The sequence below is a fragment of the Rhodococcus erythropolis NBRC 15567 genome (genome assembly GCF_001552595.1).
In the GTDB taxonomy this organism is placed as follows: domain Bacteria; phylum Actinomycetota; class Actinomycetes; order Mycobacteriales; family Mycobacteriaceae; genus Rhodococcus_F; species Rhodococcus_F erythropolis.
The window spans coordinates 1,049,959-1,065,876 of sequence record NZ_BCRM01000001.1; the positions used below are offsets into that span (position 1 = coordinate 1,049,959).

The 15,918-nt window shown below is 62.5% G+C and carries 11 protein-coding genes; 6 read left to right on the top strand and 5 right to left on the bottom strand.

The annotated features are described in order from the left end of the window. Positions 1-38: 38 nt before the first annotated feature. Positions 39-3,494 carry an indolepyruvate ferredoxin oxidoreductase family protein gene (locus RE4_RS05090; RefSeq protein ID WP_020970559.1) on the top strand — a complete coding sequence of 1,152 codons (3,456 nt, stop codon included), beginning with the start codon at positions 39-41 and terminating at the stop codon, positions 3,492-3,494. A 94-nt stretch (positions 3,495-3,588) separates the two neighbouring features. Here RE4_RS05090 and RE4_RS05095 read toward each other — a convergent pair whose 3' ends face one another. The 3 genes from RE4_RS05095 to RE4_RS05105 form a co-directional block, all read right to left on the bottom strand. After that, positions 3,589-4,248, bottom strand: coding sequence for an LppP/LprE family lipoprotein (locus RE4_RS05095; protein ID WP_060938120.1), 660 nt, complete (start codon positions 4,246-4,248; stop codon positions 3,589-3,591). 93 nt (positions 4,249-4,341) lie between these two features. Further along, a complete protein-coding gene (locus tag RE4_RS05100) occupies positions 4,342-6,009 on the bottom strand; it encodes an amidohydrolase (RefSeq protein WP_060938121.1) in 1,668 nt (555 codons plus the stop codon). 16 nt (positions 6,010-6,025) lie between these two features. Then, the gene (locus RE4_RS05105) at positions 6,026-7,276 is read right to left on the bottom strand and encodes an MFS transporter (RefSeq protein ID WP_019745023.1); all 1,251 of its coding nucleotides are present in this window, start codon (positions 7,274-7,276) and stop codon (positions 6,026-6,028) included. A 216-nt stretch (positions 7,277-7,492) separates the two neighbouring features. Between RE4_RS05105 and RE4_RS05110 the strand changes: the two genes are divergently transcribed. Beyond that, positions 7,493-8,122 carry a TMEM175 family protein gene (locus tag RE4_RS05110; RefSeq protein ID WP_019745022.1) on the top strand — a complete coding sequence of 210 codons (630 nt, stop codon included), beginning with the start codon at positions 7,493-7,495 and terminating at the stop codon, positions 8,120-8,122. Here the strand turns inward: RE4_RS05110 and RE4_RS05115 are convergent. Beyond that, positions 8,119-8,703, bottom strand: a complete 585-nt coding sequence (locus RE4_RS05115; protein WP_021332152.1) for a CGNR zinc finger domain-containing protein — start codon at positions 8,701-8,703, stop codon at positions 8,119-8,121. The two genes, RE4_RS05110 and RE4_RS05115, sit on opposite strands and share 4 nt — an antisense overlap. Before the next feature lie 102 nt (positions 8,704-8,805). On the opposite strand from RE4_RS05115, the gene RE4_RS05120 reads away from it, so the two are divergent. From RE4_RS05120 to RE4_RS05135, 4 genes are all read left to right on the top strand, one after another. Then, complete coding sequence (locus tag RE4_RS05120) at positions 8,806-9,708, top strand: NAD(P)-dependent oxidoreductase (protein ID WP_021345345.1); 903 nt, start codon at positions 8,806-8,808, stop codon at positions 9,706-9,708. Beyond that, positions 9,705-10,904, top strand: coding sequence for an MFS transporter (locus tag RE4_RS05125; RefSeq protein ID WP_081098302.1), 1,200 nt, complete (start codon positions 9,705-9,707; stop codon positions 10,902-10,904). Before RE4_RS05120 ends, RE4_RS05125 begins: the two co-directional genes overlap by 4 nt. A 12-nt stretch (positions 10,905-10,916) precedes the next feature. Continuing rightward, positions 10,917-11,432, top strand: a complete 516-nt coding sequence (locus RE4_RS05130; protein ID WP_060938122.1) for an Rv2253 family sensor-like surface protein — start codon at positions 10,917-10,919, stop codon at positions 11,430-11,432. A 114-nt stretch (positions 11,433-11,546) separates the two neighbouring features. Further along, positions 11,547-13,970, top strand: a complete 2,424-nt coding sequence (locus tag RE4_RS05135; RefSeq protein WP_060938123.1) for an ATP-dependent Clp protease ATP-binding subunit — start codon at positions 11,547-11,549, stop codon at positions 13,968-13,970. A gap of 52 nt (positions 13,971-14,022) precedes the next feature. Here the strand turns inward: RE4_RS05135 and RE4_RS05140 are convergent, their stop codons facing one another. Next, positions 14,023-15,915: an FAD/NAD(P)-binding protein gene (locus RE4_RS05140; RefSeq protein WP_238076553.1), complete on the bottom strand. Its 1,893-nt coding sequence runs from the start codon at positions 15,913-15,915 to the stop codon at positions 14,023-14,025. Positions 15,916-15,918 lie beyond the last annotated feature (3 nt).

Here is a 15,918-nt window from a genome sequence, read left to right on the forward strand (position 1 = left end):
GTAGTTGAAATGCACTGCAGACGGAACGGTGGTCCACGATGACTGAACTGGTGTCGGGCGTAGCCCAGGCCAAGCCCTATGACCTCGATGATCGGTACCGGTCGGGATCGGGACCGGTGTTGCTGACCGGTGTTCAGGCAATCGCACGCGGTTTCGTCGAGCAGCACGTTCGCGACATCCGGGCGGGTAAGCGTATTGCCACTTTTGTCTCCGGTTACCAGGGCAGCCCCCTCGGCGGCGTCGACAAGATGCTCCACGGCATGCCCAAGGTTCTCGCGGAACACGACATCACCTTCATCCCCGGCTTCAACGAGGAGCTCGCTGCCACCGCGGTATGGGGAAGCCAGACGGATCTCCCGGCCGGAACCGCGACCCACGACGGCGTGACCGGCGTCTGGTACGGCAAGGGCCCCGGCGTCGACCGCGCTACCGACACCATTCGCCACGCCAACATGTACGGCGTGAACCCCAAGGGCGGCGTCGTCCTGCTGGTGGGCGACGACCCGGCGTCGAAGTCCTCCACGGTTCCGGCCGTCAGCGAGCGCTCGCTTGCCGCGATGGGTGTGCCGGTTCTCTTTCCGCGCAATGCCGAAGAGATCATCACGATGGGTATGCACGCCGTTGCACTCTCGCGGGTGTCCGGTTGCGTCGTAGCGCTGAAGATCGTCGCCGACGTCGCCGACGGTGCCTGGACGATCGACGGGAGCATCGCGGACTTCGACATCGTGGTTCCGGAAGTTCAGTTCGAGGGCAAGCCCTTCGTCTACAAGCAGCGTCAGATGGCTGCGCCGCCGGACAGTGTCATTGCCGAGGCCGATCTGTACGGCCCGCGATGGGATCTTGTTCACGCGTACGGAACTGCCAACAATCTCGATGTGATCGAGGTCAACCCCTCGGGTGCGAAGATCGGTATCGCCGCCACCGGTACAACTTTCGACTCCGTCCGCCAAGCTCTGGCAGACCTCGGCGTCGATGATGCGGCGCTGCACCGCGCCGGGATCCGTCTCCTTCGCATCGGAATGTGCTACCCCGTCGTGGGCGAGAAGATCAGGGAGTTCGCCGAAGGTCTCGAGCAGATCGTCGTGGTCGAGGACAAGACCGCGTTCATCGAAGCTCAGATCCGGGAAGTCCTGTACGGCACCGACGATGCTCCTCGCATCATCGGCAAGCGTGACGGCCAGGGCCGTCTGCTCATGCCTGCCAGTGGTGAACTGACCGCAGGCCGGCTGCTCGCCCCGTTGCGGCGCGTACTGAAGCCGCACGTCGAGCTCAAGCGCACCCTCCCGGCACCGCTGTCACTGAACGTGCTCTCCGCCAAGCGAACCGCGTACTTCTGCAGTGGGTGCCCCCACAACCGTTCCACCGCTATCCCCGAGGGTTCAATCGGCGGCGGCGGAATCGGTTGCCACACACTCGTCACCATGTCCGGCCGTGAGGACAGCGCTGTCACCGGCCTGACGCAGATGGGCGGCGAGGGCAGCCAGTGGATCGGGCAGGCACCGTTCACCGACGTGCCTCACCTGTTCCAGAACATCGGCGACGGCACCTTCTTCCACTCCGGTCAGTTGGCTGTCCAGGCATGCATCGCCGCAGGCGTGAACATCACCTACAAGTTGCTCTACAACGAAGTAGTGGCGATGACCGGTGCACAGGACGCAGAAGGTGCCCTCTCCGTTGCTCAACTCAGCCACAAGCTGACCACCGAGGGCGTCAAGCAGATCATCATCTGCGCCGACGAGCCTTCGCGCCACAACAAGCGCGCCCTGGCCAAGGGCACCAAGCTCTGGCACCGCGATCGCCTCGACGAGGCTCAGAAGGAGCTTCGCGAGATCAAGGGCGTCACCGTACTGATCTACGACCAGCACTGTGCGGCCGACGCTCGTCGCCAGCGCAAGCGTGGCACGCTGCCCACTCGCAACACTCGCGTCGTCATCAACGAGGCAGTGTGCGAGGGCTGCGGTGACTGTGGTGTGAAGTCGAACTGCCTCTCGGTCCAGCCTGTGGACACCGAGTACGGTCGCAAGACGAAGATCGACCAGACGTCCTGCAACACGGACTACACCTGCATGGACGGCGATTGCCCCTCATTCGTGACCGTCGAACTGGTGCCGGGCAAGAAGGCTCCCAAGGCCGCACGTCCCGTCCCGCCCGTTGTCGCAGATCCCGATTTCGGACCGCTCACCAGCACGCAGAACGTGTTCCTCGCGGGCATCGGCGGCACCGGTATCGTGACCGTCAACCAGGTGCTCGCAACGGCGGCACTGCGCGCCGGCCTCGAGGTGGAGAGCCTTGACCAGATCGGCCTGAGCCAGAAGGCCGGACCGGTTGTCTCGCACCTGCGTTTCAGCTCCAGCGCGCTCGAGCCGTCCAACCGCCTCACCCCGGGCAGCGCGGATTGCATCGTCGCCTTCGACCTGCTGACCGCGACGGACAACAAGAACCTCGACTACGGCAACGCCGAGAAGACGGTCTCCATCGCATCGACGTCGCAGACGCCGACCGGAGACATGGTCTACGACAAGGCTGTTCGCTACCCCGAGGAGACGTCACTCCTCGCCCGTCTCGACAAGGTGTCGCGCACCCTGCGCTCGTTCGACGCACTCGCCGCGGCACAGGAGTTGTTCGGTAACACCGCAGCCGCCAACTTCCTGCTGATCGGTGCTGCCTACCAGAGCGGTGGACTTCGTCTGCCGGCCGAGGCCATCGAAGAAGCGATCGGCATCAACGGCGTTGCCGTGGACGCGAACATCGCGGCATTCCGTTGGGGCCGTGCAGCAATTGCCGACACTGCAGCGTTCTCGGCCGTCACCACGCCGGCCAAGTCCGTCCGCGAACCCGTTGTCGCACCGGCTCACATGTTCGCCGGAACCACCTTCACCGGTGAAACCCTGCGACTGGTCGAACTGCGTGCGGCACAGCTCATCGAGTTCCAGTCCGTCAAGATCGCCCAGCGCTACATCGATCAGGTTCAGGCAGTCTGGACTGCTGAACGTGCCGCAACCGAGCGGACCGATTTCAGTGAAGCGGTCGCCCGCGGCCTGTTCAAGTTCACCGCGTACAAGGACGAGTACGAAGTTGCTCGCATGCTGGTCGATCCTGCCTTCATCGAAGACGTCAAGTCGCAGGTGCCGGCCGGGGAGAACCTGACCTACAAGCTCCACCCCCCGATCCTCCGAGTGATGGGCCGCAAGAAGAAGATCGGCCTCGGGCCCAAGTCGCATGTTGCACTGAAGGTTCTGGCCAAGGGCAAGAAGCTGCGCGGTACCAAGCTCGATCCCTTCGGCTACATGCACGTCCGCAAGGTCGAGCGTGAACTGCTCGCCGAGTACGAGGCCATGATCGCTGATCTCTCTCGTACGCTCGCAACCGACGGATACGATCGCGCCGTCGAGATCGCGGCGCTGCCGGACGTGGTTCGCGGCTACGAGGACATCAAGCTCGGCAACATCGAGCTGTACAAGACTCGCCTGCGCGAACTCGGTGTCGGTGAGTAGGAGCGTCAGCGAGTAGATCGAAGAAGACTGTGCCCCAGCGACCGTTGTCGCTGGGGCACAGTTGTATTCAGAGCTGTATCGTACGGAAACGGGTTCAGGAGGGCGGGAACTGGCCGTCGGCGACCACAGCGCTGCCGTTCCACGTGAAATTCACGATATTCGGTCCGCCTTGAGGGCAGCAGAATGCGTCGTCGTCGAGCAACCATCGGTATTGGACGGACACCGAATTCCTGTTGCTGTCGATGACGTGTGTGTACGAGTACGGCTTGCTGGTAGCCGTGCCCAGGTAAGTCCCGTCGTGGAAGAACAGGACGTGTGACTGATACGTCGCATCGCCCACGCCGTCACCATCGACCGAAACCCAGAGCAGGTCAGGACAATTACCGATCTGCTCCTCGCTCGCGGATCTCGGTATCCAGCTGCCGCCGTTGACGTCGGTTCCCAAGGTACCGATTGCGTCCGTGACAACCGGGGAGTCGACGTCGACACAGGGACCTGAAGCCGGGACTGCAGGCGTCGTCGCCGGCACGGATTCGCTTGCTGGGGTGCCCGATTGCGGCGGGGGAGAACTCGTTACCGTCGTCCCGGATTCGTTTGCCGTCGAGGTCGCCGACGCCGTTGAGCTTGACGCTGTTGAACTCGCCGCCGCCTCGGGTGTTCCTTCGGTCGACCCGCAACCGGCGACCATCAGGGCAGTGGCCGTCACCAGTGCCGAGACAGCGACGGCGGCCGAAATCGGAGCTTTCCTGCGCATGCGTCCTCCAGAGAGTGTGGGTTCACGTGTTCAAGTCCCTCCCTCGTTCTGTCGCCGGGCCGCATGCGTGCGTTATCGAACAACTGATAACGATCAGCTATCGGGCTTCGTGTTGACGGCTTCGGTGTTTGTGGCTCGAGCGGAGTCGTATCGCACGGATCCGGCCACCACGGTCATCGCGATTTCCGTGGTCAGGAGAGAATCGACCCCTTCGGTGAACGGATCTTGTTTCAGTACGACAAAATCGGCTGCTTTTCCCCGAACCAGTTGGCCGGTCACATCTTCCCACCGGCACGAGTAGGCAGCGTCGCGGGTTGCGTGAGCCAGCGCGTCCGCGAGGGGGAGTGCGTACCCCGGCAGGTTGGGTGCCAGTGACGGATCGATTGCGGATCGACGGGTGGTGGCGATGAACATGTTCGGCAGCGGCGGGTGGGGCGCCGTCGGAGCGTCCGAACCCAACGCCAGAACCGCTCCGGCCTCGGTGAATTCGGGCCAGGGGTACGCGCGATTCACCCGATAGTCGCCGAGCATCGCCTGCCAGTTCTCTTGGATAGCAGGGTCAGCGTGAACCGGTTGCATCGAGGCGATGATTCCCAGGCGGGCAAGCCTTTCGATGTTGTCCCGGGTGATGGACTCCAAGTGTTCCATTCGGTGCCTGCGGGGAATGTCTCCGTTGGCGGCGATCGCGTACTCGAGTGCCGTCAATCCGATCTCCGACGCCTCGTCGCCGATCGCGTGCATCGCGATCTGCAGGCCTGCGGCGTCAGCGGCTGTCACGACGGGGATCAAGGACTCGAGATCCCAGATGGGCTCGGCGTTGGTGCCGTCAGAGTACGGCTCTTTCATTGCGGCAGTGCAGCTGTCGATCACACCGTCGATGATGATCTTGATTCCGGCGATACGGAGCCACGGACCTTGGACGCGCTCGTGGAGTTCGATCACGTCGTGAACTTGTCGGACGTTGTCAGCCTCGTTGTCCTCGCGGGTCATCAGCCAGTGAGCCGCGACGCGCAGCGGCAATGTGCCGTCTCCTGCATCCAATGCTCTTTCCAGCGAAGCTAATTCGTCCGCGCCGAGAGCCATGTCGACCGCGCCGGTCACGCCGTCCTCGAGATAGTGGCGGAACGCGAGCGCGAGGGCGGCGTCCCGGTCCTCGTCGGATGCGAGCTCCGCCAGTTTCGGCCAGACGTAGAGCATCATGGCGGTCTCGTACAGCATTCCGGTGGCTTCTCCGGTGTCCGGATCCCGGCCGATACGACCGCCGATCGGATCGGGCGTGTCCGCGTCGATGCCGAGTTCTCGCAGTGCTGCAGTGTTCACCCAGACCGAATGTACGTCGTTGGCGTCGAGGTACACCGGGCGATCGGGCACGACGGCGTCGATCATCTCTCGCGTCGGGTGCCCTCCATCCAGCGCGGAGAACAACCAACTGCGACCCAGCAGGCGTGGTGCATCCGGGTTCGATTCCGCGAATTGCTTGATGCTGGACTGAATGTCGGCGAGATCGGTGGCATCACGCAGATCCAACTTCTGCAGCGCGAATCCCATCATGACCAAATGTGTATGGGCGTCGACGAAACCGGGTAGCACGACGGCGCCTTGGAGATCGATCACCTCGGCGTCGGGAGCCAGGATATCGGCATAGACGGTTTCGCCCACGAATCTGAGCTTGTGGTTCTCGACGACTATCGATTCGGCCCATCCGTCGTCGGCAGCCGTGAAGATCTTTCCGTTGCGGTAGTGAGTGAAGCTGTCATTCATGACTTCTACGTGATCCTTACGCGATGACGGTAGTAGTGATGGCGGCGCTGTGGTGACGATACGCACCCTCGGTACGTGCGGAGAGTCGGGAAACCAAGGCGAACGGGACTAATAGAACGAAGCTGATCCCGGAGATGATGACTCCGAAGGTCGGATACCCGAGGCTGGCCGTCACCGAAGTGCCGAACAGCGGCGCGAACGCGGAGCCGATGAGGTAGGTGCCCAATAGTGGGGCCGACCATCGGCCGGCGGCGTCGAGCGCGGCCGAGATGGCAACCAAGACGATGAACGTGGCCGCGTAGACAGTGTTCCAGGCGATGACCAGTACCAGGTAGATCGTGGGATCGGTGGTGAGGCTGGCAGACAGCTTCAGGATTGCCCCGAGTATCAGTAGCACGGAGATCGATACTGTCCGACTGACCCGAGAACCCAACGCGGTCAAAGTAACAGCCGCGAGCACGCCACCCGCCGTTGATGCGCTCAGCGCGAGACTCATTTGTTGATCCGAGAGTCCGGCGTGCTCGGAACCCATGATGCCGAGTACTGCCCACAGTGAGTCTTCGCTGATCGCCCAGACTGCAAGCATCGCGAGAAATGCGGTTCCGGCAAAAGTGAGTCGTTTCGCGCTTACCCCGGCGGGGAGAGTGGTGGTCGTCTTGGCGGACTTCGCCGTCTCCGGCGACTCTTTCACCGGGGATGACGGCAACCAGGTGACCGTTGCTGCGGTAGCCAGTGCCAGGACTGCGACGATGCCGAATGCGTTGGTCATGTGTGTGCCGAGGATGGGTATGAGAGCGAGGACGGCTGTGACGACGACACGGTTCACGAGGCCGCTGATGCTTGACGCCCGGTCCGGGTTCGTGAGCGCGGCCAGTGCCGCTCCACCAACGGATGCAGATCCACCAGCGCCGATGCCGCCGACGATGATCGCGGTACACGCGATCATCGTGGACGGTGCGATGGCCGCAACGCCGAATGCGGCTGCCATTGCCATCAGGCTGACGCGGCCGAGGAGATGACGATGCCGACCCGATGCGATACGAGTGGTGGCGAGGCAGGTGAACGCGCAGACCAGCAGCGATGCGGTCAGGACGGCACCGGCGGCGGATTCGGTGACACCGAGGTCCTCGACCATTGCCACGATCATCAGGGGGATGAGGTTCGCGGTGATGAATCCCATGACACCGATGCTGAAGACGGCAATACCGCGGTTGGCGGTGAGTGGAACCCGGTCGGACTGCGTAATCGCAGAAGCGTTGATTGGCACTAGGGCAACCCCATGTCCTGAAGGGGGTGGCGGAACCGACCCCTGATGGCGTGATGCGAGTCACTTAATGAATGTGATTCGTTAAGTATGGGGATGGGCCCTGCCTCGGTCAAGGGGTATAACGAATTTGATTCGTTAATTGTATGTTTCGGGATACCGCCTCCCGCAAAGTGGCGTCGCCGGTCTGTTTCTTGTTGTGAGGCTTATGCTTCCGCAATGGCTGAGATTGCGGAACGCACCCGCTACTTCGAGCGCTACGTCACTTTCGTCGACGCGATTGTCGCCATTGCGATCACGCTGCTCGTCCTGCCGCTGGTCGAACTCACCAGTGACCACCACGGCACCACGTCGGAACTCCTGCGCGATCACGCGGCGCAGTTCTATTCGTTCGCCCTGAGCTTTCTGGTGATCTTCCGTCTCTGGTGGTCGCAGCATCGGCTGCTTCGTTTCGTGGTCGACGGAGACAAGGTGGTTGTGCGCGGGCTGGGGTTGTGGGTGATGACCATCGTGTTCTTGCCGTTCCCGACTGCGCTCGTTGCAGCGCCGTCGCAGGATCTCGGAACCAGGGCTCTCTACATCGGGACAATGGCAGCCAGTGCTGCGTGCCTGGCGGTGGTCGCGTGGGGTCTGGTTCGCAACCCTTCGTTGAGCGAAGAGAATGCGAAGCCGCATTTCACCGCTGAAATCGTCACTTTCCTGATCATGGTGGTGGCGCTGCTCGTCAGTGTGCTCGTTCCGGTGACGTCGTACTTCCCGCTGTTTCTTCTCCTGCTGTCGACGCCGATCGAGAAGCTGTGGAACCGAGTGGCGGCGAAATGGAGTCGCGGTGAAGGTGAGATGAGCTAGTCGGCGCGAGCGGTCATCGCGGATTTCTTGGCTTTGTTTCCGCAGATGTTCATCGAGCACCAGCGTCGGTTGTTGCCGCGGCTGGTGTCGACGTAGAGGCCGGTGCACCCGTCGCCCTGGCAGGCTTTGACGCGGTCGTGGTCGGGTCCACCGAGCACCGCGATCGCGTCGGCAGCCACTATCGACAAAGCGTCGCGGATCGGATTGTCTCCGGCTGATTTCCAGAGGGCCCGGCCACTCTCGAGGACGAGGTGGGCATCACCGAGTTCGGATGCGGTGTTGACGATCCCGACATCGGCGCGTGAGGCGCGGCGGTCCTCGCATACGGCGGTTCCGATGCGATGAATGGCCTCACGTAAATCCTGCGCGCCGCGGAGGTCGTCTTCTGTCGCGGTTGCTGGGGTGTCCATCAGATCGTTGGCGCGTAACCATAATTCGAGTCGCTGTGGGCTCGTGAGTCGTTCGAACCTCGAGCCGTTCCGATTGGTGAGGGTGGCGGTGAAGCGGAAGGCGAGCGTGTCGTTGTCGAGTCGAAACACGTCCCGAGCGGATTGATCAGCTCCTGCTTCGTTCACTTTCATCCTCCTTTGTAGCGAACCATCTCAACCGGTTCGACAGCAACTGTACCTGTGTGAGAGTGTTGAACCGTCTTAGACGGTTCAACATTTTCGAGAGGGAAATCCATGACTTCTGTTTCCGTGGTCGGTTTGGGTGCGATGGGTCGTCCCATCGCTCGAAATCTGATGGGTGCAGGCTTCGACGTGACGGTGTGGAATCGCAGCCCTGAAGCGGTAGCCGAATTGGTCGCGGAAGGGGCGACCGGCGCGAAAACCGTTGCCGAGGCATTCCAGTCCGGTGTTGTGCTGTCGATGTTGGCGGATGATTCGGCCGTGTTTGCGGCCATTCTGGATCCCGCCGTACTCGCATCCGTTCCGACTGGAACCGTGCACGTCAACATGGCCACCGTCAGCGTCGGCCTTGCCAAGCGCGCCGCCGCACTGCACGCCGAGTACGGCATCGGGTACATCGCGGCGCCGGTATTCGGACGCGTTTCTGTTGCTCAGGCCGGCCAGTTGAACATCATCGCCGGCGGCGACAGTTCCCTCCTCGAGCGAGTGCAACCCTTCCTCGACGTCATCGGGGCTCGTACGTGGCCACAAGGTGAGCGTCCGGAGCAGGCCAACATCGTCAAGATCATCGGTAACTACCTCATCCTCGCCGCGATTCAATCCTTGGGTGAGGCAATCACATTGGGGGAGAGGTCAGGTGTGGACGGAAGCCAACTCGTAGAACTGCTGACCTCGACGATCTTCCCGGGGCCGGTCTACTCCAGCTACGGAAACCTCGTCGCGACGCGTCAGTACGAGCCTGCAGGATTCACCACCGCTCTGGGCCTCAAGGATTTGAGGCTTGCGCTCGACGCCGCCGACAGCGTCGATCTCGATTTGCCGTTCGGCGGCGTACTTCGAAGCGTGCTCGCTCAGGCTCTGGCGAACGGTCAGGGCGAGATGGACTGGGCGTCGATTGCAGAACTGGTCCGTTCCGGCCAGTCGGGTGAAGGCAGTCCCGAAACACCGACGAGGTGAGCGCGAACTCGGACGGGACTGCGACTTCGGCACTGGCGGAGACCGATTCCGTCCGGACGCTACCGCTGGCCGGGTTGTCGGCACTCGCAATGGCAGGCTTCATAGCGATCACAACCGAAACCATGCCGGGCGGACTACTGGTGCAGATCGGGTCAGGACTGTCCGTATCTGTCTCCGGTGCCGGGCAATTGGTCACTGCATACGCGTTGGGCTCTGTCGTCGGGGCGGTACCACTGATCGCATTGACCCGAGGATTGCGACGACGTGCTGTCCTGGTGTCGGCGACTGTTGGATTCGGTGTCTTCAATCTGGTGACAGCGCTGTCGTCGAATCTTGTTCTCACCTTGGGTGTTCGGTTTCTGGCGGGCATGGCAGCAGGTGTGGTGTGGGGGTTGCTTGCTGGGTACGCACGCAGGATGGCGCCCCCTCGTCTGCAGGGGCGGGCCGTTGCGGTTGCCTCCGTCGGACAGCCGATCGCGCTGGCAATCGGCGTTCCGATGGGTGCGTGGCTCGGGACCCTGGCCGATTGGCGCGTAGTCTTCGCCGTGATGTCGGTTGCTGCGCTACTTCTGGTCGTGTGGATACTCACGGTGATGCCGGACTTTCCCGGGCAACAAGCGGATCGGCAGCTGTCGGTGCGGAAAGTCCTGGTCCTGCCGGGCGTACGACCGATTCTGTTTGTCGCGTTCTTGTGGATCTTCGCGCACAACATCGTGTACACGTATCTGGCGGCGTTTCTGGATCGCATCGGTTTCGGCGATCGGTTGGGAATCGTTTTGTTCGTGTTCGGACTTTTCGCCTTCGTGGGCATCGGTGTGGTCGGGGTGTTTGTCGACCGGGCCCTTCGAAGTCTCACCGTGCTGAGCTTGGTGGTCTTTGCCGCAGCTTTGACGGCGTTGGGCGTCGGCGGTGACAGCTTCGCAGTGATCGCACTCAGCGTTGCGGTATGGGGCGTGGCATTCGGAGGCGCTCCCACTCTCCTTCAGACTGCGCTCGCCGACACGACGGGCGACGCTGTGGACACTGCGCAATCGGTTTTCGTGACGATCTTCAATGCGGCGATCGCAGCGGGCGGCGTCGTGGGCGGGCTGATCTTGGCGGACAGGGGTGCGGGAGCGTTGCCGTTGGTTTCGCTGGTGCTGATCGTCGTCGGTGTTCTTGTGGTCAGTATCCGACAATTCGGACATAGCTTGTGATTCACTTCACGCATGCGAAAGTCATTGTTGGTGGTTGCTCTCGTTGCTACGTGGTTTGTCGCCGGAGCGATGCCCGCGGGGGCTGCGGATGCGAACTGGTCCGGTGATTACTCGCTCAAGCGTTTCGCCGCGACCAAGACGGGCACAAGTCTGGCCGCCAGCCAGTGGGAGCCGGATTTCTCCGATACATACACGTTCGAGACGGATTGCTCGAGCGGAGTCTGTATCGCCACAGTGGTCGGCGGTCCGGCTCCCGCCAATCCGACGTTGCCGCAGCCTGCGCGATACACCTGGGACGGAACCAGTTGGGTGCACCCCTATGACTGGGAGTGGGATTGCTACCAGGGGGAAGGCGTGCCCAAGGTGTGGGCACCGGCGCACTCCGAGGCGTATTACACACCTCAGCCCGATGGCAGTCTGAAAGGTTCGTGGCGTACCGACATCGCGAGTGGTCCCTGCGAGGGATCGGTGATCATGCAAGTCGAGGCGTACCCGGTCGGTCGATCTACCGGATCCTTCGGTAGTTGAGAACGATCTGTGGCCCGAAGGTGTTGAAACAAATCTGAGCCCGCGGGAATTGATCGAGCCCCATGCACGTTAATTGAGTCAGTAACGCTCAACTTTCTGCAAGGAGGCTTCGGAATGCCAGCATTCTTCGGGCCCGAGGGTCCCGGTCGCATCGATATTTCCCGGCTCATGAGCAGGGCCACCCAGCAACTCATGGCTGACGCTGCACGTGTAGCGGCTGCTCGCGGTGATTCGGATCTCGATGCACTGCACGTTCTCCGCGTCATGGCGGAGCAGGATCCGGTCCGCACGCTCATGCAGCGCGCCGGAGCCGACCCGAAATCCGTGGTCGACGCCGTCGACCTGCGGCTGCCACAAGGCCGTGAGCAGGGGGCCTACTCTGCTCCTGCGCTCAGCAGCGCCGTGAAAACCGCTCTACTCGAGGCTCATCAACTGGCCCGAGCCCTGGGATCGACGTACATCGATCCCGAACACCTCTTCATCGCATTGGCTGGTGACCCCGATCATGTTCCGGGTCGTCTGCTCGCTTCGGCCGGCATCACGCCGGAGAAGCTGCAGGCAGCGGTTCAGAATCCTGCAGCCGGTCCAGTCGAAGACGAGTCCACCACACCGACGCTCGACAAGTACGGCGTCGATCTCACCGATCGCGCACGCAACGGCGGCATCGATCCGGTGATCGGCCGCGCCGACGAGATCGAACAGACCATCGAGATCCTCTCCCGCCGCACCAAGAACAACCCCGTCCTGGTGGGTGAGGCCGGCGTCGGCAAGACTGCCATCGTCGAAGGTCTCGCCCAGCGCATCGTCGACGGGGATGTCCCGGAATCGTTGGTGGGCAAGAGGATAGTCCAGCTCGAACTCTCGAGCATGGTCTCGGGTACTCGCTACCGCGGAGACTTCGAGGAACGGCTGACCAAGGTGATCGACGAGATCACCGCACACAAGGACGAGCTGATCGTCTTCATCGACGAGATGCACACCATCGCCGGTGCCGGAGGCGGCGCCGAAGGTGCGATGGATGCCGGAAACATCCTCAAGCCCAAGCTCGCTCGCGGTGAACTGCACATCGTCGGCGCCACCACGCTCGACGAATACCGCAAGAACATCGAGAAGGATCCCGCGCTCGAGCGGCGCTTCCAGCCCGTACAGGTCGGGGAGCCGTCGATCGAGGACGCGATCGCGATCTTGAGCGGACTGCGCAGTCGGTACGAGGATCACCACAAGGTGCACTACACCGACGAGGCGATCACCGCTGCGGTGGAGCTGTCGGCACGTTACATCGGCGACAGGTTCTTGCCGGACAAGGCAATCGACTTGATCGACCAGGCCGGCGCCAGGCTTCGGTTGAAGACGGCCACCGTGGACACCGCTGCACTGCAGCAACGTCTCGAGCAGCTCGAGAGCGACAAGGAGAAAGCCGTCGCCGATGAATTGTACGAGAAGGCGTCGACCCTGCGTGACGAGATCAACGGCGTCGCAAAGCGTCTCGAGAAGGCAGGATCCTCGGTTCCTTCCGAGGAAACTCCGGATGTGACTGCTGAACAGATCGCCCAGGTTGTCGCCCGTGCCACGGGTATTCCGGCCAGCCAGATGACTCAAGCAGAGAAAGATCGCCTGCGCCGTCTGGAAGAGGAACTGCACGGTCGTGTCATCGGGCAAGATGACGCCGTTCGCGCAATCGCGCGTGCGGTGCGTCGTAGCCGGACCGGTATGAGCGATCCGGATCGTCCCGTCGGTAGCTTCCTGTTCCTCGGACCTACCGGTGTCGGCAAGACGGAGCTCGCAAAAGCTCTGGCTGCCACACTCTTCGGTGACGAGAACAAGATGCTGCGCTTCGACATGAGTGAGTTCGGTGAGAGGCATACGGTAAGCCGATTGGTCGGTGCTCCTCCCGGATATGTCGGCTACGGCGAGGCCGGACAGCTCACGGAACAGGTGCGTCGTAACCCGTACTCGGTGATCCTGCTCGACGAGATCGAAAAGGCACACCCGGACGTGTTCAACACCTTGCTCCAGGTGCTCGACGATGGGCGTCTGACCGACGGTCAGGGTCGAACGGTGGACTTCAAGAACACCGTCGTGATCATGACCAGCAATCTCGGCTCGGACATCATTTCGAGCAAGTCCGGTGGACTGGGCTTCACCACAGGTGATGCAGAGTCGGCGGAGAAGCCACTGCGCGACCGCGTGATGGCCAGGTTGCGCGAATCGATGCGGCCGGAGTTCCTCAACCGCATCGACGAGATAGTGATCTTCCGCAAGCTCGACACCGAGCAACTGCACCGGATCACTGATCTGTTGCTCGACGACAGCCGGAAGCGGTTGCAGTCCAAGGGCATCGACATCGAGTTCACCGCCGACGCAGTGGACTGGATTGCCGAGCACGGGCATCAACCCGAGTTCGGGGCTCGCCCGTTGCGTCGTTCGATTCAGCGTGTGGTCGACGACAAGATCGCCGACATGCTGCTCGACGATCTCCTCGAAGAGGGCGGCAGTATCACCGTCGCGGTTGACGAGGGTGAGTTGGTGTTCAGCTAGGAGGGGCACAGCCCCCGTGAGCGGTTAGGGAGTCCCTGGACTCCCTAACCGCTCACAGGCGCGCAGCGCCCAAAATCTCCGCCGCCAGGGCGTCGTTGTGCCGGAAAAACCCCGCATTGGTACGGGGACGAGGGAAAGCCGCCGACCAGTTGTGGCCTGCAACCCACGGCCCGGCCGCGAAGCGGCGAGGATGAGCTGTGTTGTCCTGGTCGAGAATTCGTGAAGTACCGTCGACGGCGAGCTTCGCCGAACTGTCCACGGTCGCACGAAGTTCGACTGCCTCGCCCCGACCGTGAAGCGTCCGCAGGAGCAAGTCACCGCTCGCGCTGATGGACGCAACCGGCAAGCGTGCTTCGACGAGGGTGTTCGTGGCCACGATGTCGGTGTGCGACGCACTACGAGCGACAAAGATCCCAGCCCCCGTTACCGGGTCGATTTCGGTGGAGAACACCGAATCCGGCCCGAGGAACTGGACGATGCCGGCCTCGTTGAGCGCGACCAACTGTTCCAAACGCTCGGGCGGCGGGCCACTGGCGATGAAGCTGAAGAACGAATGAAGCCAACCCTCGACGTCCTTGGCGACGGATTCGGCCGGGATTCTGCCGCGCCGCAACAATTCTCCGACGGTCATGTACGTCGACAGCAGCGCTGAGAAGACAGCCGCGTCGGCGCTGAAATACGGGTCCGACCTCCGCGCGACATCTGCCGAGATGTATTCGGTGATCCGGGACTGGACCTCGGCAAGCCCGTCGTAGCGCTCACCGCCGAGTGGGCGGTTCAGCCGCTCGAGATCGATACGGTCTTCCGGCTTCGGGACTGCGTTCTCGACCAGTTCCTGCAATCGAGGCGATCCCCAAGCCAGCGAGGCGAATTCGGCGTCGAACTCCTCCCAGGTGCCCACCGTCCGATCCGGGTGCGACGCGAACAGTTCGTGATAGTGGGCGCCTGCCAATTCTTTCGACGCCAGCGGCCAGATGTCGTTTCGGAAATCCAACGGCCCGTCGCCGGGCACAAGATCAGCGGTGAAGAACCGGGGTAGCGGTGGCCGCGCGTCGGCGATCGAGTACGAAATCTTGGAGTGGTACGGCACGCCTCGACGAGATCCGGCGTACAACAGAGGTTCCCGACCCGAGGGAGTGTAAGTGAGGGTGCCGTCCTCACCGCGTTCGAAGACGCCGCCGCGGCTCTCGGCGAGGAGAACCATCCAGTCGATGAAAGCCAGCCCGAGCCCGGCGATCAGAACCGGTTCGCGTTCGGGAATGACATCGGCGTCGAGGTCGGCGGTGTATCCCGGACCTACGTAGGTCAACCCGTGGTCGGACGCGAAGCTGGTCAGCGCGGTTTCACGCGGGGCAGCCAACGCATCGGGGTGCCCTTGCGCGAGAAGGACGGCCGTCGCTTCGATGACAACTCCGTCGTCCAGATGAACCGTCTGTATCTCGCCGACGTTCACGATGTCGACCACTGATCGTCGATGAACCCGAACGTCGACGTGCGCTGGTGCGGAGTCGACCGCGGTCTGGAACACCCAGTTCAGGTATCGGCTCTGCAGTGACCTCGATGCAAACGACGACGGGGTGATCATCGGGACTTCTGCCGCGATTTCGGGGAATTCGGCAAGTTCAGCCGAGTGCTCGGCGACCCATTCCGCGAGGGTCGGACCCGGCAGCACTGGGCCGGTCACGGCGGTGGTCTCGTCGGTGAACATCGTGACGTCCGCGGTTGTCGAATTCATCCACAGAAGCGGCGCCTGGCTGCCTCGCCAAATGCGGCCGGCGCCTGCCGGATACGGGTCCACGACGTGAATGTCGATCGGTACGGGATCGGCGTTCACCGATTCGTGAGCGAGGATTCGCTCGAGTACGCCGGTCCCGCGGGGGCCACCGCCCACGATCACTACGACAGCTGCTGTCCCCACTGAGGTACGGGGTCGATCGCCTGGCACGAG